Raw genomic sequence first — 22,942 nt, forward strand, 5'->3', positions numbered from 1 at the left:
AGATATCCCAAAACAGGATCCGTGGAATTCATGATCGGGACACACGGCCCCGATCACCAAAGGCATCTGCCCGTGATGTTGTTTTCACCCCCGTCAAAGCAGGTAACTGATCAGGTATTGTTAAGACGGGCGAACCCCGCCTGGACTTCGGCAATCAGGGCCGGATCACGATCCCGCCAATAGCGCGGATCATTCATCTTGGCCCGGATTTCCGATCGCAAATCGGACGGATCACCATCGCCGCCCCCCTGTCCCAGACGGGCCTCACCGGCCTGTGTCATCATGCGATGAAGGGCCAGCACCCCGTCACGGGTCTGACAGAGCGTATCAAATGCCGCATCGGGCAAATTGGCCCGCCCCCATTGTTCGATCCGCGGGGCCAGCTTTTGCCATTGCGCCGCACCGCCAAATTGCTGGGCAAGGGCCGCGCGATCGGCTGCCCGCCGGGTTGCCTGATCCATATCGGCCATCATCGGACCCAGGATTTCACCAGCCAGATCATAAACCAGCTGGGCCTGATCATTGCTGAACCCGGCCGCATGCAATCGCGCATTCAGATCGGCATCCACACCGCCAAGCACATCATCGACCGAAATCACATAATCCTCGGCACTGGCAGGAACATCCGGAACACCTGACCCATCGGGCAAATCTTGCGGTCCATCCACCAATAGCCCCGCATTGGCCGGGTCTGTTTGCGGGCTCAAACTTTGTGATGCGGAAACGTCGGTTGCGCCGGAACCGGCATCCGAACCGTTATCGGAAACATCATTCCTTTCGGGCATCCGGGTGTGTGATGCTGCGTCAGTCATCTGCGATTTCCCCCTTTTATCTCGGTCCTGGCAAGACGTTTGATCTGCAAGACCAGTGCCCTTTGTCCTTCGCGCATCCAGATCGCACTGGCCGGTGCATCCGGGCCAAGGGCGGTTTGCAGGATCTGACGTTCAAGTTCACGGATGACCTTTTGCCCGGCGTCACAGGCAAAGCACGATTGCCAGTGATCGCGCCCATCTTCTGCCAATCCGTCATCTTGCGGTTCGAACCAGTCCCAGCCATTGAGGCGGCTCATACCAGTTCCTCCGTCACAAGCGCGGGTAAGGCAGGCTTTAACAAATGGTCGGGCACGCCAAACTGATCGGCAAGCCAGCGCACCATCACCGGCAGATCGACCTCGCCCAGCGCATCGGGGCCAAGGGTTGCGATCCGCGATAACCAGTCAAGCGCCTGCCCAGCCTGCACCCGTCTTGGCAATTGTGCCAATGGTGCGGAATGGCGCAAAACCACCACATCACCGTCAATCGGAATGTCGGGCAATTCCCCGGTTCGGGTCAGGATATAAAGCGCCCGCCGGATCAACGGATAAAGCAGTTCCGCCTGCAACCGGCCATAGGTCGCCCCCAGAAGCCGGGCATTTTCCGATGCCCGTTCAAGCACCTCGGTCGCGGTCATGCCCGGTTGACCTACCTGTCCCAACCGGTCGGCCAGAAGGCATCGACGAATGCGATCGCGCAAATCCGACAACACCAGATCGGACACATCAAACCGGCCCGGCGCATCAAGCGGCTTAAGGCCCGCTGACCCGACGGCCTTGGGGATGATGCTTCCGGGGATCAGGCGAATGGTGGCGGGATTAAGTACCCCGTCATCATCGGCCTGCCAGATGCCGGTCACCGCGATCGACGCGTTTTTAAGCACCAGCTCAACCACCTTGTTCGCGGTCTTGATATCAGGAAGCGCCTTCATCACCGGCGATCTGCCATAAATCTCGCCCGGGGCCTTCATCCAGCGAAAGGCGATATAGGGCGATACATCAAACTGCCCGCGATAGATCAGATCACCGTGCGATGCGCCGCCTTCTTCGCGAAAGACACAAATATCGTATCCCGATTGCCCGGTTGCTGCCGGAATAACCGCCTCGATCACGGCAAAGCGTTTCTGGCTGTCGGCATCGTCCCGCGCGGTTTCACGTTCGGGCATATTTACCGCATCGGGCCAGTTGGTTCTGATTTCGTCGCGGGTCAGTGACAATTTGCGAAATACCGCATCCATCTTGCCATCTGATCGTTCTTCAAACGCCAGATCGCGCAACGGTACTGCGGTAAAGCGAAAGGCCGACGGGCTGTGCAGATCGGCCTTTTCAAGGCGCAGGCACGCCGTTCCCGCCGTCACCAGATCCAGAAAGGCCTGATGCATTTCGACCGCAAAGTTTGACCGGTCAAAATGCCCCTGAAGAATACGGACCGCGCGGCCAAGCTGTTCGGTCAGAACCTGTCGATCATCACCGGGAACATTGCCCCCCGGTTCCAGATCAAACCAGCCACCGGCCGGCGGGGTGATTTCGGCCATCAAACTTGCGGCAAGCTGTTCGACTGCGTCGGGAGCAGTTGCATCAAAAACCCGGTCAAGGCGCTTGCCCCCGCTTGTCTGTTCGGCCGCGCCATTGCGTTGCGGCAGGGCAAATTCATAACATTCCTGCCAATGGGATAACCAGTTGCGCCGTCTTGCCACCGCCTTCTGATACCGGTTGCGCAGGCCGGAAATACTGATCTGTCCGCCGCCGTTGTTACCCGCATCCGAACCGGCCCCGGACATATGCCCCAGGCCCGGGTCATCGGCCAAACCGGCATTCGCGGTTGCGTTGCTGTGCGTGGCTGGCGGCACCGCCCGGGCCCGCCGTCCTACATGTCGCGATCTTTTTGCCATCCCTATTCCCCCAACAGATTTTTGCCACCACCAAGCCCGCTGATCCGGTCATTCAAAAGACCGCGAAAACTTGTAGTGATCAGGCTCGAACGCCCATATCGCCGCCGTTCAAGGGCTTCCTTGCGGGCGTCGCTGGCCGCTGTTTCGGCACTGGCTTGCGTATCGGTCCCGGTTTCACTGCTGGTTGCTGCGACCGGGTTGCCAAACGCTGTTGGCTTTGGCGTTGAAAACAGGCTTCCCATTGCGGTCTCCGGATTTTGAAGTTTGGTGATGGTTGCAAACATGCATGTTGCACCGTCCCCAGCGTTTGCGGGGATGAGCGCGCCCAAAACAGTTGCGCGAAGGGAACGAAGACCCGCCCGCAAAGGAGCAAAGCCCGATCCAGAATCTTGTGACCAAAATCTTGCAGCCAAAAGCATGCGGCCAAACACAAAAACGCCCGCAAGGGTCGGAACCCTGCGGGCGCAGTTCTGGCGTTGATTTGTTTCTTATAGCACCACAGAAAGAACAAATCAAGAACATTTTTCAGAAAAATAAACCTGCCCCGTTCCGGCCGCCTGTTCACCTTGTTGCAACAGATATCGGTAAAGCTGCCAGGGCGTGACAATCCAGAAGGCCGAAATGCCCAGCAACCGCTTGACCAGCTCCACACAGCTCATCGGGCCGAACCGGACCTTGCGTGTGACGATTTGCGGGTAATGCGCCCAGATGCAATGATGCCCGATCCCGCGGTAATAGGCTGCCGGATCAAAGATCGGGGAATAGCACCAGCTTTCGCATTTCACCCGGTGGCTTTGCGGATCAAGACAGATCCATTCCCCGGCCCGCAGCCCCGATACCAGAACGAAACAATGGCGAAATCCGGGTTTCAGCATCCGCAAGAACCGCTTTTCCGGGGCATCGGCAAACACCACCAGAACCGATACTTCGCGCTCGGATGTGGATTGGCTAACCCATTGATCAAGCGGCGTTCCCGCATCTGCGCGCCCGTCAATTGACGCGCCGGACATCCCGGCCGTCCGGGCCTGTTCAAAAATCAGATCCCGCATGGTGACAAATCCCCGCCCAGTTCGACCATCACCTCGTCATGATGGAAATCCTCATCCCGGCGGCGCGTCACAATGCCCCGGCTGATCAGCACATTTTCAAGCGCCGCCATCGCATGGCGCCACAGACCATCCTTGCCCTTTTCGCGTGGATCACGGGGATCGGGTTCGCGTTCGACCAGCCCGAAATATTCCAGCACCTGCAAATGCCGGTCGGTCAATGTTCCGGCCTGTTTCAGACGCATCACCGCATTATAGACATCATCGGGATCGCATGGACGGACCACCTCGCCGGCATCGGCCACCACGCGCGCCCCTTCGATCCGTGCGGTTTGACATCGCACGAACCAGAACCACGCCTGCCGGGCACTGGCAAAGGGCGTAATTTCACGTTCTGACAATGGTTTGGGAAAAAGTCGTTGTTCGGTCACGTCGCCCTCCTGCTTGCTGAATTCTCCTTGCAACGCCGACCATGCAATCCCCCGGGTGCCGTCCCAGACCCGTGCCGAACCCCTGATCGGGCCGTAACCGGCCTGAAAAAGGCAAAGACATCCCATCGCACGCACAAAACGTGCGCGTCGCATCGATGGATACAGGTTTGTGATTTCCCCACAGACGGTCAAACCGCCCAATTCCGGCAACGGTTCAAGCCCGTTGCATTTTCAAAGCTGCCCCTGTCCGTCAGATCGACAGTTCAGCCCCTATTTCTGGATGCAGTTCCGGTGTTGATGCACAAGCTATAATCCCTTTTTGTTCTCATTGTAAAGGATTAATTTCCTATTCAAAAGAACAGACTCCACTACCGGATCGGAAATAGCGACGCCCGCAAGTCCATCAACCTGTTGAAATCAAGATGAAATTTCCCGCTCCGCCAAAAACCCAAAGAAAGGCAAGGAAAGGCATCATATCGGACATTCGTACAGACAGGTGCGGCACAGGCAATCAAACCCGGCTTGCGGATCTGCAAGCTTGGGCTGGGCGTCGCCTTCTAAATCTCGATTTGATGTAGCTTGTATGCGACACTTGCGTGGGAAACCATGTCAGGCGGGGCAGTTATGAAAGCATTCGTCTTTGTTGTACTCCTGGCTTTGGCAAGCTGTACCAGCCAGGCCATGAACGGTTACATTGGCGGTTCGATCACAGAACCGATTCTTGATTACGGGCCGCCGATAAATATTCTGGAACTTGACGACGGGCGACGCGCCTATCAGTGGAATGTGATCACCAGCGGCTATGTCCCGGTGTCAGGGCCAGGCACAACAACCTATGTCCCGTATTCGGATTCGTGTATCCACACATTGACCGCACGGAAAGTCGGGGAAGACTACATTGTCGATGGATATCGCAGGACCAGCTTTTTCTGTGATTAGGTAAGGGCCAGCAGTTTCACGCGGGATCGCTGGCAATCACGGCAGGTTTTCCTTGACCACCACTTCCATGGTCAGCTTGGCGACGTCGCGGTCGCCCGGATGGCCGGCGCGCAGGTTTTCAAAGATTCGCAGCACATTCTGAACAATCACACCCGGACTTTGGGTGATGACGACATCCATGATGTCTTCAAGCAGGAAGCGGCGGGTATCGGGTGTAAGCCCATGACCGATAAAGACAATATCGCGCCCCCGACCACTTTCGCGCAAGGCGCGCGCCACCCCGTCCGACGCCCCGCCAACGTTATAAATCCCGACCAGATCAGGATATTCTTCAAGCAGGGATTTGGTGTGCAGGTAGTTTTCGCTGCGATCATCATGGCCTTCGCGGGCCGCGACCACGCGCAGTTCGGGAAATTCTTCTTCCATCAGGCTTAAAAAGCCCATTTCACGTTCTTCATGGGCGCGATAGGTGCGGCTGGCCGCAATCATTGCCACCCGTCCGCGTTTCTGGCCGTTAAAACGGCCCAGCAAATACCCGGCTGTCCGCCCCACCGCACGGTTATCAAGCCCGACATAGGCCGCGTGCGGCACGCCCGAAATGTCGGAAACCACCGTGATCATATGCTTTCCGGCATTCTGAAGTTCGGACACGGTTTCACGCACCAACGGATGATCAATCGCCATAAAGGCAATGCCATCGGCCTTTTCGCCATGTTGGCGGAGTGCCTCGGACAGAAGTTGCGGATTGAAACTGTCGATGAAAAAGCACTTTGCGCGGATGTTATAGCCCGTCGTTGCCTCGGCCGCGGCCTTGATCCGGTCGCCCAGCAATTGCAGATACGGGTTCGTACCCGACGGTAACAGAAACACCACGCGCATCGGTTTGGGCCGGAACACTTCGGCCATGTCATTTTCGGGCAAATAGCCAAGTTCGCTTGCGGCCTGCAAAACCCGTTTTGCCGTGCGTTCACGCACCCCCGGTCGTTTGTTCAAAACGCGGTCCACCGTTGCCGGTGAAACACCGGAAAGGTCAGCAATATCCTTGATTACAGGTCCGGTTGTCTTTGGCATTCCATCCTCAAAAACATCAAAACGCATCATTTTATGATGTTTGATGAGGCAAAATGTTTCACGTATTCTGCAACTATTCAAGGGAAAACAAAAACACACCCGAGCAGATTCAGGTTAAAAGCACTCATAGACCATCACGGGAGGAAACCATGGTCATCCGGAAAAAGTTTCGCCATCTCGCCACGACCCTTGCGGCTGCCGCATCCTTTACGGTCATGGCACATGCCGCTCAGGCGCAGGAATATGAACTGAGCTACGGCCACATGAATTCCCCGACCAGTGTTGTCGGCATGCAGGCTGACTGGCTGGCCGAAGAAGTCGCCAAAAACACCAATGGCGCGGTCAAGATTGATGTCTATCCGTCGTCCCAGCTTGGCAAAATCCAGGAACTGGCCGAAGGCGTTTCGATGGGTTCGATCGCGCTGTCGCACAATACGGCTGGTGCGATCAGCTCGCTTTACGAGGATTTCGGCGTTCTTGATACCCCGTATCTCTATCGCGATTACGATCACCTGATGAAAGTGGTCGATATCAATTCCCCGGTGATGGCCGACCTCAATCAGGGTCTGATCGACAATACCGGCATGCGCGTTCTGTATGCGTTTTATTTCGGCACCCGTCAGCTGACCGCCAATATGGCGGTAAAGACGCCTGCTGATCTGTCGGGTGTGAAAATCCGCGCCATTCCGTCCCCGGTTTACCTGACCGCGGTCGAAGGTCTGGGTGCGGCACCGGTTCCGGTTGACTGGTCGGAAGTCCCGACCGCCCTTGCCACCGGCATCGTTCAGGGCCAGGAAAACCCGGTAAACGTTGCGGTTGACCACAAACTTTATGACGTTCAGACACACATGATGCTGACCGGCCATATTTCGGCGGCCGAAATCGTCGTGATCAACGAAGACCTGTGGCAGAGCTTCCCGCAAGACATCAAGGATGCCATCAACAAGGCGGCCGAAACCGTCCGTCAGAAAGCATCGAAAATGATCCTCGAAAACGAGGCAAGCGATCTTCAGAAGCTGAAAGATGCCGGCATGACCATCATTGGTCCGGATGACGGGCTTGATGTTGCAGCCTTCCGCGCAGGTGTGGAGAAACTCGTCCACGAGCGCTTTGACGAAAAATACAGCAAATATTTCGAAGAAATCGCTGCTGTAAAATAAGACGATCAGGGCGACGTCAGGGAACCTTGTGTTCAAGGATGTCGCCCGCCCTTTTCCCGCTTTTATTCAGGTATCGTTATGCCGTACAGGAATTCCCCGATCTACCGGGGACTGGACCGCATCTGTCGCATCATGACCGCTTTGTCCATGCTGATGCTGGGTCTGATGGCAGTGCTGGTGGTCGGTCAGGTGATCTTGCGCAATCTGTTTGATCTTGGCCTGCCCTGGGCGGATGAACTGTCGCGCATTTCCAATATTGCCCTGGTGTTCTTTGCCGTTCCGGCCCTGATGCTGCACAACCGCCATATCGCGATTGATCTGCTTTATAGTGCGCTGCGCCCGGCCGGAAAGGCGATCCTGCGGTTTTCGAACTATGCGCTGATCACCCTGTTTGCCGCGATTTTCACATTCGGTCTTTACAAGTTTCTCATCCGTGCGGGCAAATTTTCCACCCCGTCGCTCAAACTGTCGAACTATGCGGTTTATGCCCCGGTTCTGGTTGCGATTGTGCTGCTGCTGGTGATTGCGATCTATCGTCTGGTCACGCGCACCGAACCGGCAACCGATTATGAAACCGAAGACGCAAGCAACCCGATTGCCGATGCCATCGCCGAAGAAATGGCCGATCACGTTTCGGCGAGTACGCCTTCTGGGGATTCCCGCAAATGATGAGTGCAACCCTTCTTATCCTGTTTCTCGCACTCATGATCATCCGGGTGCCGATTGCGGTCTGTCTTGGCCTGTCATCGGCGGTTGTCATGATCCTGTTCAACCTGCCAATGGCGGTATTGGCCCAGCGCACGGTCAATGCCCTTGATTCAACTCCACTTCTGGCCGTGCCGCTATTTATCTTTGCGGCCAATCTTTTAAGCCTGTCAGGGGTGACCAACCATCTGTTTGAACTGGTGCGCATGATGGTCGGCTGGATCCGGGGTGGCACCGCACAGGTCAGCGTTCTGGTCAGTCTGATTTTCTCGGGCGTGTCGGGTGCGGCCCTTGCCGATATCGGGGCGCTTGGTGCGGTTCAGATCAAGATGATGCGCAAACAGGGCTATTCCGCCGAATTTGCATCGGGCATCACCATGGCGGCTGCGACCATCGGCCCGATTTTCCCGCCCAGCATTCCGATCATTATCTTTGCATCCGTTTCCAACGTATCGGCGGTCAAGCTGCTGATTGCCGGGATCGTGCCCGCCGTTCTGATCACCATTCTTTTGATGGCGCAGGTTGCGGTCATGGCGCGCATCTACAAGCTGCCGCGTGACGAGGTCAAATTCAACATTGCCGCCTTTGCGCGCAAATTCGTGATTTCGCTGCCCGCCCTTGCCGCCCCGGTTCTGTTGATCGGCGGTCTGGTATCGGGCTATTTCGGCCCGACCGAAGTTGCGGGCGTGACGGTGGCCTATGCGCTTCTGATCGGCAAATTCATCTATGGCCAGCTTGATCTCAAACGGGTTCTGACCGCGGCACGCGACAGTGTCGATGCCACGGGAAATGTTCTGTTTATTGTTGCCACTGCGGCCCTGTTTGCCTGGGTTCTGACCATGGATCGCCTGCCCGCGACGGCAAGTGAATTCCTGCTCGGCCTGTCAAGCGATCCGCTGGTTTTGCTTTTGATCGTCAATGTGTTGTTGCTGGTGGTCGGCATGTTCCTGGAATCGATTGCCGCCATCCTGATCATTGCACCGATCATTACACCTGCCATGACGGCCGCCGGTGTTGACCCGCTTCAGCTTGGCATTGTGTTTGTTCTCAACCTGATGATCGGGCTTCTGACCCCGCCGGTCGGCATGAGCCTTTATATGGTCAGCATCATCGCCAAGATGCCGCTGCACCGGGTGATCCGGGGTGCCCTGCCCTTCCTGTTACCGCTGTTTTTGTCGCTGCTCGCAGTGACCTGCATACCGGCAATCTCTGTGTGGTTGCCCAACCTTCTGGATTAAGTGAGGAAACATGAGCAGATTTCTCGGCGAAATTCGCCAGCTCGGTTATGTCGTACCCGATATCGAAGCGGCCATGGAATACTGGTCGACGACCATGGGTGTCGGCCCCTGGTATTATAACCCGCGCGTGCCGATCGAGGATTATCAGTATGACGGCAAGTCCCATGATGTTCACAACTCGGTCGCACTTGCCAATTCCGGCTATGTCCAGGTCGAACTGATCCAGACCCGCAATGACGCACCGTCCATGTATCGCGACTTTCTGCAAGCCGGTCACACCGGTCTGCAACATGTTGCCTACTGGACCGAAAAGTTTGATGACGACCTTGCCCTGATGGAAAGCAAGGGCTTCAACGTCAAAATGAGCGGCAAGGTCGGTGACAATGGTCGCTTTGTCTATTTCGACAAGGAAATGCATCCGGGCACCGTGATCGAACTGTCCGAGGTGGTCGGCCCGAAAGGCCGCCTGTTCAAGTCGATCTACGAAGCCTCGATTGACTGGGATGGCTCCGATCCGATCCGTCCTTTCCCGTCGCTTTCGGAAATCTGAGCCATGGATTTGATCGAAGCCCGCTATCTTATCGAAACGCCGATGGACCCTGAAAAGATCGCCACCATCATGGCTGGCGAACAAAGCAGCGGGACATTCGTGCGCGTGGCTGGTGAAACCGATGAATTGCGCGAACGCTGTGCGGCACGCGTGTTGTCGATCCGCGAACTGACCCCGGTCAATCATCCCAGCCTGCATAGCGCCTATCTGGCAGAACGTGGCGTCACCGGCCCGTATCGCCGGGCTGAAATCCGCATTGGGTTCCCGACCGGCAATATCGGTCATAACCTTGCGACACTCGCAGCAACGGTGTCGGGCAATCTTTATGATCTGGGCGAAGTTACCGGGCTTAAACTGATTGATGTCACAGTGCCCAAGGCCTATCGCGATCTATATGATTATCCGGTTGCCGGGACCAAGGGCACGCGCGATCGCATGAATGTGCAGGACCGCCCGTTCTTTGGCACCATCATCAAGCCGAATGTCGGCCTGCGCAGTGACGATATCGCCAATCTGGTCGATCAGCTTTGCGAAGCCGGTGTGGATTTCATCAAGGATGACGAAGTTTGCGCCAATCCGGCATCGGCGCCGCTTGCGGAACGCATTCCCGCCGTCATGGACCGGGTGCGCCGGTATCGGGACCGTACCGGTCGCGATGTGATGATCGCCTTTAACATCACCGATGAAACCGATGCCATGCGCCGCCATGCCGACCTGATTGAAAAAGAAGGCGGATCATGCGCCATGGTCAGCATGAACTGGGCCGGTCTTTCGGCCCTTCAGACCCTTCGCAAATCAACAAGCCTTGTCCTGCATGGCCATCGCAACGGGTTTGGCGCATTGTCGCGTCATCCGATGATCGGCACGGCGTTTCCGGCCTATCAGACGCTGTATCGTCTGACCGGGATGGACCACATGCATGTCCATGGCATGGGCGGCAAATTCTTTGACGAGGACAGCGAAGTCGCATCTTCGGCCCAGTTGTGCGGCGAACCGCTTGCCGCTGGCAACGGCGATGAAGACCGTGTTCTTCCGGTCTTTTCATCAGGTCAGTGGGCTGGCACCGTTCCAGCCACATACAAGGCCGTCGGGTCGGCCGATTTCATGTTCCTGGCCGGCGGCGGCATTCTTGCCCATCCGTCCGGCCCGGCGGCTGGCATCACCAGCCTGCGTCAGGCATGGGAAGCCTGCGAAGCCGGTATCAGCCTCGAACAACATGCCAAAACCAACCCGGCCCTGTCAGAAGCACTGGCATTTTACGGGGCACGAGGCTGACAATGACCAAACTCGTTTTCTGTGCCGATGATTTTACCGGGGCGTCCGATACGCTGGCAACGCTTGCCCGTGCGGGGCTTTCTGCGCGTCTGTATCTGAATGCGCCCGATATGTCTGACCACAAAAACGATGATGGTCACGGGTCGTCGGGTTCTGACCCGGACAGCCTTGATGCCTTTGGTGTTGCAACGTCGCTTCGTGCTATGGGGGTCGAAGACGGCGTTGCCACCATCGGCGAACTTGCCGGTCAGTTGGCAAAAGCCGATTGCGGCCTCTATCATTTCAAGATCTGCTCGACCTTTGACAGTGCGCCCGAAACCGGCAATATCGCGGCCATTGCCGATCGCTATGCGCAATCGGTCGGGGCAAGCTGGAAGGCAATCATTGGCGGGCAGCCGTCACTCAGACGTTATTGCTTTTTGGGCAACCTGTTTGCCGCCATGGGATCGGGACAGATCCACCGCATCGACCGCCATCCGGTGATGGCGAACCACCCGGTCACCCCGATGCGCGAAGCCGATTTGCCACGCCATCTGGCCAATCAGGGCTGGGCAAAAGTCGGGCTGATTGATTTCACCATCATCGCGCAGGGGCGCGTGGCCTTGATTGCCGAAATCAGACGCCGCATCGCCGACGGGGAAACCGAAACCCTGTTTGATGTCACCACTGAAAACGATCTTCTGACCATTGGCGAAGCCCTGCGTGACATCGCCCGGTCCGAGGTGATCCTGTGCATTGGTGCGAGCAGTGTCGCACAGGCTCTTTTCCCGTCCTTTGCCCCGACACCACCGTCGACCAGGGCGCTTCGCCGCGATGGCCCGGTCTTTGCCTTTGCCGGAAGCCGATCGCCCCTGACCGCCGAACAAGTCGCTTTGGCCACCAGATATGAAAAGATCGAAATATCGCCATCCGATCTTGGGGACCGCGATGCCCGCAATCGCGCCCGGACCGACTGCCTGTCGATCCTTGAAGCTGGCAAGAACCTTTTGGTTGCGGTGTCCGATGATCGCAACCACCAGATCAGCAGCCACGATCTTGCCCGTGCCAGCGCACAGTTCATTGCCGATATCAGCCGGTCGGTATCGCTTGGATTTTTGCTGATTGCCGGGGGCGATACATCAAGCCTGGCGGTACAGGCACTGGGTATTGAAAGCCTGTCCTTTGTGGCGGATTTCGATGCCGGCGCACCGATTATCCGCGCCCATGCCGATCAGAAAAACCTTGATCAGCTGCCCATGCTGCTCAAAGGCGGACAGATGGGAAAACCCGGTCTTTTTGATAATGTCGCCGGTCTTGCCACCGCCCGCGCCTAGCCGCGAAACGCCCGTGAAATCAGGAATAAATTCCTTCGACGCGATGCTGATCCCCTGTTAGGATGGGCCATGATCCGACATCAACAAATATGGGCCGCCCTTGACCAGATTGCCGAAGACCACGGTTTGACCCCGTCGGGACTGGCGCGACTGGCGCAGCTTGACCCGACCACATTCAACCGGTCCAAACGCACCACATCGCAAGGCAAGGCGCGTTGGCCGTCGACCGAAAGCATTTCCAAGGTACTGTCGGTCACCGATGTCAGTTTTCGCGAATTCTCCGAACTGGTCGATGGCAATGGGGCCGGACGCATTCCGGTGATCGGCTTTGCCCAGGCCGGAAATCAGGGATTTTTTGACGATGCCGGTTATCCGGTTGGCGGATCGTGGGAAGATATCACCTTTCCGGCCCTGCATGATCCGACGGCCTATGGCCTTCGCATTTCAGGTGATTCAATGGCCCCGGTTTTCCGTGACGGCGATCTGATCATTGTCAGCCCGGCATCAAATATCCGCCCCCATGACCGCGTGGTTGTCAAAACGATCGAAGGCGAAGTCATGGCCAAGGAACTGGTACGGCGCGGCGCACTTGGCGTTGAGTTGAAATCATTCAATCCCGCCTATGAGGACCGTTTTGTCCCGGCTGATCAGATTGACTGGGTGGCGCGTGTTTTATGGTGCAGCCAGTAGAGCCGGCTTTCCCGATATGTCCGTCCCGGATGTTTGGCGGGGTCACGTCAAACGCCGGGTTTGGTCTCTTTTGCGTGATCCGCACCACATGGTTGCAGGAAAAAGACCTTTGATTACACAAAGGTCGTCTTCAAATTCGCGTTGCACGTCCTTACATTATGGCAAAAGGCACACATACGTGCCCCTTATGGGGAAAAGGAACATCGTTTGACGCTGCAACGCCAGTATATTTTACGCACCTTGGTGATTGCACTTGGCTATTTCCTGACAGGCTATGCCGGTTTGCAACTGCCATTCTTTGGCAGCAGTGTCACGCTTGTCTGGCCGCCATCGGGCATCGCGCTTGCCGCATTGATTGTCTGGGGCTGGCGCTATGCGCCTGCGGTGTTTATCGGTGCCCTTCTGGTCAATCTGGCAACGTCGCCGTCAGTGACCGTTTCAATTCTGATTGCCGCGGGCAATACGCTTGCCGCCCTTGGTCCGGCGCTGATCATTCGCCAGATTTGCGGCAACTATCCGCTTGACCAGTTCCGCAAGATGGTGGTGTTCCTTGTGCTTGGCGGGCTGTGCAGCCCGGCCTTGTCGGCATTGCTTGGCACCACATCGCTCAGCCTTGTGGTCATTGGCGATTTCAACAAATTCACCGATATCTGGCAGGGCTGGTTCCTGGGCGATCTGGTTGGGGCGATTGTTGTCGGGCCACTTGTCATGCGTTTGATGCAGTGGCGGACATCGCCACGCTCAATGTCGCAATACGGGGAATTGGCGCTGATCTGTATCGCGTCCATTGTCATTGCCTCTGCGGTTCAGACCACGCCGCTGATTTCCAAGCCGGAATTTCTGTTTATCTTTGTCTCCCTGCCCTTTGTCATCTGGGGTGCGACCCGGTTCGGGTTGCTGGGCGCGACATTGATCAATGCGATCATTGTCGCTGATATCATCGTTTTTGCCGCCTTGGGCAACAACACCTTTGCCGCGGTGGGCATCAATGCCGGGCTGCGCAATCTGTATGGCTATGTGATTGCGATCTCGGTTGGCACCCTGTTCCTTGCCGGGGGGATGGAGCGAATATCATCGGTCACCACCCGGGCCCGTGACGGGCGGCTGTCTGATGATGTGCATCGCATGCGCCGCACCCTGTCGGTGGTGATCGGGGTGATCGGTTTTGGCGTTTCGGGTCTGGCATCCTGGTACACCTATAACCAGCTTGTCACAGCCGATCGCATTTCGACCGAACAATACCGTCTGGCATTTGAAGCATCCCTGCGCGAGGAACTGGGCCGGGCGACCGATGCGCTGATTGCGGTCAAGACGCTGTTTGATGTGCATGGCAGTGTGTCTGCCAATACCTTTGATGCGATGATCGCGCCCTGGATCAATCGCCGTCCGGGTGTAGCCGCCCTTGAATGGGCGCCGTTTATCGAAGGCCGGGCACGCGCCCTGATCGAAGAAAACGCGGCACTGCGCGGGGTTGAAAATTTTGCCATTCGCGAAAAAGTTGACGGCGAAATGCAACCTGCCGCACAGCGCGACGGTTATTACCCGATATTCTTTGTTTTTCCGCGTTCGGGCAACGAAGCCGCCGTCGGGTTTGATCTTGCCAGCGAACCGACCCGCCGGCGCGCGCTTGAAACCGCCCTTCATACCGGCAATGTCACCCTGACCGAACCGGTCCGGCTGGTGCAATCGTCATCGGCGGTTGTCACATCGCTTGCATTCCTGTCGGTGGAAAACCGCCGCAACCCCAATGGCCCGGCGCTTGGGCTGGCGATTGGGGTATTGCGCCTGACCGATATGATCACCCGCGCGGCCCGGGTTGCACGCATCCCGCTTGGTTTTGAAATTCATCTGGCTGACCTGAAATCCGAAGGCGACGATCAGCTGATCTATACCAACCGTAAGCCCGATTACGCCGCGGAGCATATCCGCTCGGAACTGAAAACCCCGTTCAATCCGAATGTCTCGAACTTCACATTCGGCTATCGCGACTGGACGATTGTCCTGCATCCGTCCCATAGCGGATTTGCCAGCCTGTATTACTGGCAGCCCTGGGCGATCTTTGTCTTTGGCAGCATGGTCAGCATCCTGTTGCTGATTTATCTGCGCTCGCTCAACCGCACGGAAAAATATGTCGTTGATCTGGTCGCACGCCGCACCAAGGAACTTGAAGACGCCCGCGAGGCCGCCGAACGGGCCATGAACCAGGCACAGCAGGCCGACCGGGCAAAATCCGAATTCATCGCCCATATGAGCCACGAATTCAGATCGCCGATGACCTCTATCCTTGGCTATACCCAGCTTGCCAGTGACAATCTCGACAAGGATTTCTCGGTCGATACGCTGCGTGATTATCTGGCAACCATTCGCGGGGCCGGGCGGCATGTGCTGTCGCTGATCGGTGATATTCTTGATATCTCCAAGATCGAGGCCGGGCGTCTTATTCTTGAAGAAGTGCCCTTTGATCTGCACCGGATTTGCGAAGAAGTCACCTCGATGATGCTTGTCCCGGCACGGGCACAGGAAAACCAGCTGCATCTGGAAATCCCCGCAGACATTCCGCGCTGGGTGATTGGCGATCCGGTCCGCTTCAAACAGGTTCTGACCAACCTTGTTTCCAACGCCATCAAATTCACCAAGTTCGGCAACATCCATCTGACCGTGACCCCGAAATCGGTGACCGATGATGAATTGTCATTCCGCATTTCCGTGCGTGATGAAGGCATCGGCATTCCGTCAAACAAGCTTGAAACCATTTTCGAAGCCTTCGCCCAGGTCGATACATCGACCTCGCGGCGCTATGGCGGCACGGGGCTTGGACTGGCGATTTGCCAGCGCATGGTCAAGGCCATGGGTGGCAAGATCAAAGCCGAAAGTATCGAAGGCCGCGGCAGTGAATTCTGGTTCGAACTGACGCTTCCGCGCAGCTCGGCCGAGGCGGTCGCCGCCATCGAAAAAACCGAAGATCAGGATATTGACGGTCAGGACAAGGAACGCGTGATCGGCTGGAACCTGCTTCTGGTTGAAGATATCGAAATCAACCGCATTCTGGCCCAGAAGCTCCTTGAACAGCAGGGCCACACCATCACCCCGGCCGCCAACGGGCAGGATGCGCTTGAAAAACTGGCACAAGATGATTTTGACGCGGTCCTGATGGACATTCACATGCCCGTTCTTGACGGTGTCGAAGCCACCCGCCAGGTCCGGGCCTTTGAAGACCCGGTCAAGGCAACCATCCCGATCCTTGCGCTGACGGCCGATATTTCCAACGACAATCTGGCGACATTCCGGGCAGCGGGCTTTGACGCCCACTGCACCAAACCGCTTGATATCAAGGCAATCAACCGCGAACTGATGCGCCTCGAAAGCCGAATGCTGATCCGCCGCCGGGAAGCACTGTCCTCACAAGACGAATAGCAGCCATTCGCACGCAAGGTTTTCTTTGACCCGCCTTGGGCAAAAACCCTATTCTGACGCCCGGATTTGACCGCCCCACAGGCAAAGCCGGGCCAGTCCCCGGCTCCCACCAAGAATAATCAGGAGTACAAGAATGGGTCACGCCACCACAGACAGCACCCCCACCACCTGGACCTGGTATAACGGCGAATGGTACGAAGGTAACCCCAACATCATGGGGCCGCAGACCCATGGTGTGTGGATGGCATCGACCGTGTTTGACGGGGCGCGCCGCATGAATGGCAAGATGCCCGATCTTTATCCGCATTGTGCGCGTGTGCTGCGTTCGGCGCAGTTGATGGGGCTTAAACCGTCGATCACCACCGATGAAATCGTTGCCCTGGTCAAGGACGGCGTTCAGAAATTTGATCCGGAACTGGCCCTTTATATCAAGCCGATTGTCTATGGTGGCGACGGGTTCCTGGCCCCGAACCCTGATAGCGCACAATTCGTTCTGTGCATTTCGGTATCCGAAATCCCGGCCGCCATCGAAACCGGCTTTACCGCGCGCAAATCAAGCTTCCGCCGCCCGTCACCCGAAAGTGCACCGACCGAGGCAAAGGCCGCCTGTCTTTATCCGAACGTCGGCCGCGCTGTGACCGAGGCCACCGATGCCGGTTTTGACACCGGCGTGATGCTTGATCCGATTGGTAATGTTGCGGAATTTTCCTATGCCAACCTGTTCTTTGCCAAGAATGGCACGGTTTATACCCCGGCGATCAATGGTACGTTCCTCAATGGTCTGACCCGCCAGCGCGTGATCACGCTTTTGCGTGAAGACGGCGTCGAGGTGGTCGAGAAAACCTGCAAATACGAGGAACTCGAAGCCGCCGACGAAATCTTTGGCACCGGCAACTATTACAAGGTCGCACCATGCGTCAAACTTGATGATCGCAACCTGCAACCTGGCCCGATCACGCGGCGCGCCCAGGACCTTTACATGGCCTTTACCGCCGCCAGTGCTGACTGATCATCAAGCGCCGACTAACCACAAGGCGGTATCGACAAAAAAAGGGCCGGTTTTCCGGCCCTTTTCTGTTTGGTGGTTCTTCTTGGAAATTTGTCGGCGAACAGTTGGATTACTGTACCGGTGGCACGGCAACGCCACTGCCCGCGACATAGGGATATTGCGCAAAGATCGATGCCACGGCGTTGCGCACCGTTTCGTTCGGGGCTTCGCGCACCGAACTTGTGACGCGCGCAACAGCCGTGCCTTCCCAGACCATCTGATTGGTACGGCGATTGACCATATCAACCGTCAGCGTGCCCTCGGTATAGGTATCGACATAGCCTGGCTCGACATAGCCCGGCCAGCCGACATACATGCCGCTGCGATATCCGTAATACCCGCCAACATAAACCGGCGGGGAGCTTCGGGTTTTTTCCTGGGTTTTGAGATGGAAGTTGATCAGGATATCGGGATTGTGAATATCCACCCGATAACCGCGCGCCTCAAGGGCGGTGCTGATCGCATCCTCGATCCGCTGCCCCGATAGGGTCTGATACTGGGCCTCGGCGTTTTTGCCCGCTTCTTCCATGAAGGCGAATGTGCGGAACTGGCTGAAATCGGCAGCCGGATCAACATCGGTATAAATCCGCGGACCACTTGCGGCACATGCCGAAAGCATCAGGGCCATCACGCCCGCGATGACAAGTTTCATCTTTGTCATGTCCCGTATCCTTTGTCCTGTTGCGGCCTTTTCTGGCTACTTACTATGACGTTTCACAACAGGAATTACACCATCATAAATTGCCAAAATAATGGTAAGCGCATGCTGACAGTATGTGTTTTTCGATCAATTGCGCCCGCTTCAACGCGCCCGCCCAACAGCCCTGCCATCGCCCGGGCTTGATGCCAATCGGCAAGCCGGGCGACAGGCGCAGTCATAGAGAACTTGCCTGATCCGGCCATACGGGCGCACGCTTGGGGCGTGGGGCGTGGGGCGTGGGGCGTGGGGCGTGGGGCGTGAGGCGTGGGGCGTGAGGCTTTGGGCGTGGAGCGTGGGGTTTCAAACTTCTGGCTTCGCGCTTCCGACGGCGAGCTTTGAGCGTGGACGTGAGCTTGGGCTTGGGAATCCGACATAATCGGTGCGCGGGATCCAACCGGCTGTAGCCGCCCGGTGTGCTGTGCAGGCCATCCCCGGCCACTTCGCCGTCTTGGCTCAGGGGATGGAGACGCTGCGGCGTTGCGTTGCGGTGCTGTGCTGCTGAGGTGCGGTGGTGCGGTGGTGCGGTGGTGCCAAGGTCCCGTGGCGCTGATGCTCCGCAGCACTACGCCCCCGGCAGTCGGTATCCTTCAACAGTAACCTGCCGCGTTTACCTGCCCATTTACGCCCCGTCGATCAGCCGGTTGGCGGTATCGCGCAGGTCACGGATTTCATCATCAAGGATCGCGCGGTCGGCCATGGAATGGGCAAGGATGATCGCCCCCTGCCAGCGCAGGATCATCCGGCGGCCTTCGGTCCTTGCGCGTTCATCGGCCAAACCGGCCTTGGCGAGTTGCCCGGCGACCCAATTGATCAAACCGTCAAATACCGCCTGCCCGGTCTGACGCGCCGGGTCAAAGGCCCCGTCAGCCGGAAGATCAAGCATCAATCTTGCCAGCGGGCAGCCATGGCTGACCCGGCGTGGGGTCATCGCGTCCAAATAGTCAAAAAAGATCGACAGCCGTTGGCGCACCGTGCCATTGGGCGCGATGCTGGCCAAAAGCGGCGTGAACTCGTTTTCCATGGTTTCAAGGGCGGCCTGGGCAAGATCGTGCTTTTTGGGAAAACGATAAAACACGCCCCCGGCTGGCAGGCCCGCCTCGTCGGCGACGGCCTGGATGGTGGCGGCGTGATACCCGTCACGCCAAATCACATTCATCGCCGCACGCGCCAGTTTCTGGCGCTTTTCCCAGGAAGTCAATTTGCCTGCCATCAATCCCGCCCCATAAAAGTCAGTTAACTGACTTATGCACGAAATCAATAAAAAATCGTCAATGCCGACCATCCGGTTGCGCGACGCAGCGGGGATTGGTCGATGACGCGCTCCCCAAACGGCCGCAAAGACGATGCCTTTGAAAACCACGCCCAAAAGACGGCACCCAAAAACGATGCCCCCATCACGGTGTTCCGAACACGGTGCTCCGGAAACGATGTGCCGGAAAGAACATCCCGAGGACGCCCCCGGAGACGGCACCCCGGCGACGATGTTCCCTTCGCGATGATTGGGAAACCAGGCCCCACCCGGCGTTGTGGCAAAACCGCACAGCAACCACAGCGGAACCGCATCACGTGAAATTGCGATTTTTCTGATATTTCGTAAAAATTGATCCCGTCGGCATTGGACGCTATCAACAAGGCGTCCGGACTTTAAAAAACAACGGAACCACGCGCCCCATGAAAAACCGACAATTTTCCATCGCTGAAATCAGGAACGCCATCGCGGCTGGCGTCATCAGCGAAGAATCCTTTGCCAGACTGGAAAGCTTTCTGATTGCGCAATCGCACGAAGCCGCCGAGACCGAGAAATTCACCCTGTTTCGCGGCATGAATGACATTTTCATCGCCCTTGGCGTCGTCGCACTCAGCATCGGCTGGTTCATTCTTTGGGGCATGCTTGCCGCAAGTCCGACATTCTGGGTGGCACCGCTTGTCGCGATTGCCGGTTACGTGGTGCTGGCAGAATATATCGCCGGCAAGCTCAAGGCGGCCCTGCCATCGATTGCGATCATGGCATCGCTTGGCGTGACCATCATGCTGTATGCGGTTGCGATCTATATGTCACTGACCAGCACGCCCGATCAAATGTCGGGGCTGGATGATGTCGTTGATTTCGGCAAACGGTCGATCAATGTTCTTGTTGTGGTTTCGGTGATCGGCTTTGCCTTTCAGGTCGGCTTTTTCCTGCGTTACCGGTTGCCGGTTTCCTTTGCGTTGATTGCCGCAGGCATCCTTGGCGTCCTGTGGTCGGCATTGACCGCCGCCGTCGGCCCGGCCATTAGCAGCTATTTGCATTACCTGATCACCGCAACCGGGCTTTTGCTTTTGGGGCTTGGGGTTTTCATCGACAGTCGCGATCCCGATCGCATCAATGGCTGGGCGGAATGTGCATTCTGGCTTTATGTCATGGGCGCACCGATGACCATCCATTCGGTCGCCATTGCCTTTGACGCGTCGCCCTGGGTGATGGTGCCGGTCATTGTTCTTGCCATGCTGTTTTCGCTGATTGTTGATCGCCGGTCCCCGATCATCAGCGCGCTGATCTATGTCGGCTACTTGCTGCAATCCGGGTTCGAAGGCGTTTCCATCGATCCGTCGATCACCATTGTTCTGGTCTGCTTTATCATTGGCGGGCTGGTCATGGCATTTGGCGTTGGCTGGCAAAAGGCCCGTCAGACCATTCTTGCCCCGTTCGAAACCCATGCCTGGCGGCGCTATCTTCCGCCAAGTTAGGCATTGCAAACCAAAGGCCCGCCTCATCATGAAGCGGGCCTTTGTTATCTGGTATATCGTGATCCCGATTGGCAAAGCGGCATCACTTGATCGCCAGGATGTCATAATTCCGGACATTGGCGACAACCCCGTCCGTCCAGCCACCCCGGACAAGATCGCCCGACTTTTCCATCAGCAGTCCCGCAACCTGCCCGTCAAAATGCGCCGCACGGCCGGCTTCATCAGCGAAAATGTCAAAGATGGCAAAGGTCGTCTTGTCGATCTGCAGCCCCGCCCAGAACAAGGTGCCCGGTTCGGTTTTCGCAACAATCGGCCCGGCCGCGCGCAACAGAGCCGCCAGCTGGTCACTTTGCCCCGGTGCTGCTTCGATCATGATGAATGTTGCGGTTTTTGCGCTGTAAAGATCGGTGGCATCCTTGGTCGAAAGCACGTCGGCATTGCGGATATTGGCAACAACCCCGCGATCCCAGCCACCCGCAACCAGATTGTCAGCATTGTCTTTGAGCGCCGCGGCCACAGCACCGGCAAAATGCGCATCGCGCGCCGATGCATCAACAAAGACATCAAAGATTGCCAGCCTGTCTTGTGGCCTGCCTTGTGACTTGTCTTGTGGTGTGTCTTGCGCCTTAAGCGCAAACCAAAGGGCGGTTCCCGGTTCGCTCTGTTTCACCAGTGGCGCGGCATCGGCCAGAAATTCGGCAAAGGCATCGGCCTGACCGGGTGCGGCCGGCATTTCGATAAAGCTGGCGGTACGGTGATCGGCGGCATTTTCCTGTGCCCGAACCGGCATACCGGCCACAACAAAGGCCAAAGCCGAAACGATTGGAAGGATGGCAGCTTTCATGGTCAGATCTCCTGAATATTGGTGGTCAACCGGGGCATATCCCGTGCCACACTTGTCCCATGACGTGCCGGGTTTGCGCCAATTCCGATGCCCTATTTTACGATAGCCATTGACTATGGATATTGATCGGAAGACCCTGTCAAAGGTGACAATACCGGGAGACAGTCATGGAGATGAACCAGATCCGCTATTTTCTGGCGGTATGCGAACATCGCAACTTCACCCATGCGGCAAATGCATCGAACGTGTCGCAACCGTCCCTGACCACTGCGATCAAAAAGCTTGAAGATGAATTGGGCGGTCCTCTGTTTATCCGCGATCGGGCCGGGTGCCGGCTGACACCCCTTGGCAAACTGGTCAAACCGCGCCTGACCCGGGTTCTTGCCGAAACGATCGAAGCCAAGGCCGACGCCATCCGCCATACGCGATTAGACAGGGTCCCGATCAGCATCGGCATCGGCGAAACCATCGGCCATAGCTGGGTTTCCAGGGCGGTCGAACGGTTCAGAACGCGCATCCCACAGGCCGAAATCGAACTGATCATCGCACCGGCTGACAGGTTGTTTTCCGGGCTGCGAGATGGTGAATTTGACATTGTCATCACCGCCCAACCGGCAAGTCCGACCCTGTATCGCATAGATACTCTCTATCGTGAGGACTATAAACTTGTCGTCGCCCCCCATCATCCGCTTGCCCGGTGCGATGGCGTTTCACTTGGCGATCTTGCCAGTATCAACATGCTGGACCGGCCCAATTGCGAAATGCGCGATACCCTTCATGCCGCTTGTGCCGATCAGGGGCATGTGCTGTATGCGGCCTATCGTTCCAATCGGGTGGATTGGCTGATTGAACTGGCCCGTCAGGGATCCGGGGCCGTGATCTTGCCTGCAACGGCAATTCCGGCGGGGGACGATCTGGTATCGCTGCCGATCCGCGATATGGAAATCACGCGCGATGTGGTCGCCCTGCGCTATCGCCATCAGATATCAAGACCGGAAACCAATGAACTGATCGCCGAATTCGCCCGGTGTTGACAGCCACACCTGAAAACAATTGGCATTAGGTAACAAACAACAAGCGGCAAACCA

The 22,942-nt window shown here is 57.0% G+C and carries 22 protein-coding genes; 12 read left to right on the forward strand and 10 right to left on the reverse strand.

The features are described 5' to 3' along the window. Positions 1–110: 110 nt before the first annotated feature. The 6 genes from CU041_RS14400 to CU041_RS14425 form a co-directional block, all read right to left on the reverse strand. A complete protein-coding gene (locus tag CU041_RS14400) occupies positions 111–812 on the reverse strand; it encodes a capsid assembly protein (RefSeq protein ID WP_170310247.1) in 702 nt (233 codons plus the stop codon). Continuing rightward, a complete protein-coding gene (locus CU041_RS14405) occupies positions 809–1,069 on the reverse strand; it encodes a Bbp19 family protein (protein WP_101247453.1) in 261 nt (86 codons plus the stop codon). The genes CU041_RS14400 and CU041_RS14405 overlap by 4 nt, the downstream gene beginning before the upstream one ends. Further along, positions 1,066–2,661: a portal protein gene (locus CU041_RS14410; protein ID WP_233433119.1), complete on the reverse strand. Its 1,596-nt coding sequence runs from the start codon at positions 2,659–2,661 to the stop codon at positions 1,066–1,068. The genes CU041_RS14405 and CU041_RS14410 overlap by 4 nt, the downstream gene beginning before the upstream one ends. 44 nt (positions 2,662–2,705) lie before the next feature. Continuing rightward, positions 2,706–2,945 (reverse strand): hypothetical protein, encoded by a 240-nt coding sequence (locus CU041_RS14415; RefSeq protein ID WP_101247589.1) that lies wholly within the window; start codon positions 2,943–2,945, stop codon positions 2,706–2,708. 270 nt (positions 2,946–3,215) lie between these two features. Continuing rightward, the gene (locus CU041_RS14420; protein ID WP_101247454.1) at positions 3,216–3,752 is read right to left on the reverse strand and encodes a hypothetical protein; all 537 of its coding nucleotides are present in this window, start codon (positions 3,750–3,752) and stop codon (positions 3,216–3,218) included. After that, complete coding sequence (locus CU041_RS14425) at positions 3,740–4,180, reverse strand: hypothetical protein (RefSeq protein ID WP_101247590.1); 441 nt, start codon at positions 4,178–4,180, stop codon at positions 3,740–3,742. The genes CU041_RS14420 and CU041_RS14425 overlap by 13 nt, the downstream gene beginning before the upstream one ends. A gap of 624 nt (positions 4,181–4,804) precedes the next feature. On the opposite strand from CU041_RS14425, the gene CU041_RS14430 reads away from it, so the two are divergent. After that, positions 4,805–5,119, forward strand: coding sequence for a hypothetical protein (locus CU041_RS14430; RefSeq protein WP_212733805.1), 315 nt, complete (start codon positions 4,805–4,807; stop codon positions 5,117–5,119). 36 nt (positions 5,120–5,155) lie between these two features. Here CU041_RS14430 and CU041_RS14435 read toward each other — a convergent pair whose 3' ends face one another. Next, entirely contained in the window at positions 5,156–6,190 is a 1,035-nt protein-coding gene (locus CU041_RS14435; protein ID WP_101247592.1) for a LacI family DNA-binding transcriptional regulator, read from the reverse strand. Positions 6,191–6,339: 149 nt separating this feature from the next. Between CU041_RS14435 and CU041_RS14440 the strand changes: the two genes are divergently transcribed. From CU041_RS14440 to CU041_RS14480, 9 genes are all read left to right on the forward strand, one after another. Then, positions 6,340–7,350 carry a TRAP transporter substrate-binding protein gene (locus tag CU041_RS14440; protein WP_101247455.1) on the forward strand — a complete coding sequence of 337 codons (1,011 nt, stop codon included), beginning with the start codon at positions 6,340–6,342 and terminating at the stop codon, positions 7,348–7,350. 132 nt (positions 7,351–7,482) lie between these two features. Continuing rightward, positions 7,483–8,019, forward strand: coding sequence for a TRAP transporter small permease (locus tag CU041_RS14445; protein WP_212733807.1), 537 nt, complete (start codon positions 7,483–7,485; stop codon positions 8,017–8,019). Next, positions 8,016–9,293 carry a TRAP transporter large permease gene (locus tag CU041_RS14450; RefSeq protein ID WP_206927895.1) on the forward strand — a complete coding sequence of 426 codons (1,278 nt, stop codon included), beginning with the start codon at positions 8,016–8,018 and terminating at the stop codon, positions 9,291–9,293. The genes CU041_RS14445 and CU041_RS14450 overlap by 4 nt, the downstream gene beginning before the upstream one ends. Before the next feature lie 10 nt (positions 9,294–9,303). Continuing rightward, positions 9,304–9,843: a VOC family protein gene (locus tag CU041_RS14455; RefSeq protein ID WP_101247457.1), complete on the forward strand. Its 540-nt coding sequence runs from the start codon at positions 9,304–9,306 to the stop codon at positions 9,841–9,843. A 3-nt stretch (positions 9,844–9,846) separates the two neighbouring features. Then, complete coding sequence (locus CU041_RS14460) at positions 9,847–11,118, forward strand: ribulose-bisphosphate carboxylase large subunit family protein (RefSeq protein ID WP_101247458.1); 1,272 nt, start codon at positions 9,847–9,849, stop codon at positions 11,116–11,118. A gap of 2 nt (positions 11,119–11,120) precedes the next feature. Then, positions 11,121–12,431: a four-carbon acid sugar kinase family protein gene (locus tag CU041_RS14465; RefSeq protein ID WP_170310248.1), complete on the forward strand. Its 1,311-nt coding sequence runs from the start codon at positions 11,121–11,123 to the stop codon at positions 12,429–12,431. Positions 12,432–12,500: 69 nt separating this feature from the next. Then, positions 12,501–13,121, forward strand: a complete 621-nt coding sequence (locus tag CU041_RS14470; RefSeq protein ID WP_068518747.1) for a S24 family peptidase — start codon at positions 12,501–12,503, stop codon at positions 13,119–13,121. 207 nt (positions 13,122–13,328) lie between these two features. Further along, the gene (locus tag CU041_RS14475; protein WP_233433120.1) at positions 13,329–16,535 is read left to right on the forward strand and encodes a CHASE domain-containing protein; all 3,207 of its coding nucleotides are present in this window, start codon (positions 13,329–13,331) and stop codon (positions 16,533–16,535) included. A gap of 133 nt (positions 16,536–16,668) precedes the next feature. Further along, positions 16,669–17,544, forward strand: a complete 876-nt coding sequence (locus CU041_RS14480; RefSeq protein WP_101247460.1) for a branched-chain amino acid aminotransferase — start codon at positions 16,669–16,671, stop codon at positions 17,542–17,544. Positions 17,545–17,653: 109 nt separating this feature from the next. Here the strand turns inward: CU041_RS14480 and CU041_RS14485 are convergent, their stop codons facing one another. Together CU041_RS14485 and CU041_RS14490 are read right to left on the reverse strand one after the other, a co-directional pair. Further along, the gene (locus tag CU041_RS14485) at positions 17,654–18,244 is read right to left on the reverse strand and encodes a DUF4136 domain-containing protein (protein ID WP_068517631.1); all 591 of its coding nucleotides are present in this window, start codon (positions 18,242–18,244) and stop codon (positions 17,654–17,656) included. A 658-nt stretch (positions 18,245–18,902) separates the two neighbouring features. Next, entirely contained in the window at positions 18,903–19,493 is a 591-nt protein-coding gene (locus CU041_RS14490) for a TetR/AcrR family transcriptional regulator (RefSeq protein ID WP_170310249.1), read from the reverse strand. A gap of 461 nt (positions 19,494–19,954) precedes the next feature. On the opposite strand from CU041_RS14490, the gene CU041_RS14495 reads away from it, so the two are divergent. Then, a complete protein-coding gene (locus CU041_RS14495; RefSeq protein WP_101247462.1) occupies positions 19,955–21,010 on the forward strand; it encodes a hypothetical protein in 1,056 nt (351 codons plus the stop codon). Positions 21,011–21,092: 82 nt separating this feature from the next. Here CU041_RS14495 and CU041_RS14500 read toward each other — a convergent pair whose 3' ends face one another. After that, entirely contained in the window at positions 21,093–21,854 is a 762-nt protein-coding gene (locus tag CU041_RS14500; protein WP_101247463.1) for a hypothetical protein, read from the reverse strand. Positions 21,855–22,021: 167 nt separating this feature from the next. On the opposite strand from CU041_RS14500, the gene CU041_RS14505 reads away from it, so the two are divergent. Further along, positions 22,022–22,888, forward strand: coding sequence for a LysR family transcriptional regulator (locus CU041_RS14505; RefSeq protein ID WP_101247464.1), 867 nt, complete (start codon positions 22,022–22,024; stop codon positions 22,886–22,888). Positions 22,889–22,942: the final 54 nt, after the last annotated feature.

This window comes from Thalassospira povalilytica (assembly GCF_002844235.1).
Classification (GTDB): domain Bacteria; phylum Pseudomonadota; class Alphaproteobacteria; order Rhodospirillales; family Thalassospiraceae; genus Thalassospira; species Thalassospira povalilytica.

What these genes read in the sequence shown, in the direction of transcription:
- CU041_RS14400 (WP_170310247.1), bottom strand. Translation starts at nt 812, where the DNA reads ATGACTGACGCAGCATCACACACCCGGATGCCCGAAAGGAATGATGTT.
- CU041_RS14405 (WP_101247453.1), bottom strand. Translation starts at nt 1,069, where the DNA reads ATGAGCCGCCTCAATGGCTGGGACTGGTTCGAACCGCAAGATGACGGA.
- CU041_RS14415 (WP_101247589.1), bottom strand. Translation starts at nt 2,945, where the DNA reads ATGGGAAGCCTGTTTTCAACGCCAAAGCCAACAGCGTTTGGCAACCCG.
- CU041_RS14420 (WP_101247454.1), bottom strand. Translation starts at nt 3,752, where the DNA reads ATGCGGGATCTGATTTTTGAACAGGCCCGGACGGCCGGGATGTCCGGC.
- CU041_RS14430 (WP_212733805.1), top strand. Translation starts at nt 4,805, where the DNA reads ATGAAAGCATTCGTCTTTGTTGTACTCCTGGCTTTGGCAAGCTGTACC.
- CU041_RS14435 (WP_101247592.1), bottom strand. Translation starts at nt 6,190, where the DNA reads ATGCCAAAGACAACCGGACCTGTAATCAAGGATATTGCTGACCTTTCC.
- CU041_RS14440 (WP_101247455.1), top strand. Translation starts at nt 6,340, where the DNA reads ATGGTCATCCGGAAAAAGTTTCGCCATCTCGCCACGACCCTTGCGGCT.
- CU041_RS14445 (WP_212733807.1), top strand. Translation starts at nt 7,483, where the DNA reads ATGACCGCTTTGTCCATGCTGATGCTGGGTCTGATGGCAGTGCTGGTG.
- CU041_RS14450 (WP_206927895.1), top strand. Translation starts at nt 8,016, where the DNA reads ATGATGAGTGCAACCCTTCTTATCCTGTTTCTCGCACTCATGATCATC.
- CU041_RS14455 (WP_101247457.1), top strand. Translation starts at nt 9,304, where the DNA reads ATGAGCAGATTTCTCGGCGAAATTCGCCAGCTCGGTTATGTCGTACCC.
- CU041_RS14460 (WP_101247458.1), top strand. Translation starts at nt 9,847, where the DNA reads ATGGATTTGATCGAAGCCCGCTATCTTATCGAAACGCCGATGGACCCT.
- CU041_RS14465 (WP_170310248.1), top strand. Translation starts at nt 11,121, where the DNA reads ATGACCAAACTCGTTTTCTGTGCCGATGATTTTACCGGGGCGTCCGAT.
- CU041_RS14470 (WP_068518747.1), top strand. Translation starts at nt 12,501, where the DNA reads ATGATCCGACATCAACAAATATGGGCCGCCCTTGACCAGATTGCCGAA.
- CU041_RS14480 (WP_101247460.1), top strand. Translation starts at nt 16,669, where the DNA reads ATGGGTCACGCCACCACAGACAGCACCCCCACCACCTGGACCTGGTAT.
- CU041_RS14485 (WP_068517631.1), bottom strand. Translation starts at nt 18,244, where the DNA reads ATGACAAAGATGAAACTTGTCATCGCGGGCGTGATGGCCCTGATGCTT.
- CU041_RS14490 (WP_170310249.1), bottom strand. Translation starts at nt 19,493, where the DNA reads ATGGCAGGCAAATTGACTTCCTGGGAAAAGCGCCAGAAACTGGCGCGT.
- CU041_RS14495 (WP_101247462.1), top strand. Translation starts at nt 19,955, where the DNA reads ATGAAAAACCGACAATTTTCCATCGCTGAAATCAGGAACGCCATCGCG.
- CU041_RS14500 (WP_101247463.1), bottom strand. Translation starts at nt 21,854, where the DNA reads ATGAAAGCTGCCATCCTTCCAATCGTTTCGGCTTTGGCCTTTGTTGTG.
- CU041_RS14505 (WP_101247464.1), top strand. Translation starts at nt 22,022, where the DNA reads ATGGAGATGAACCAGATCCGCTATTTTCTGGCGGTATGCGAACATCGC.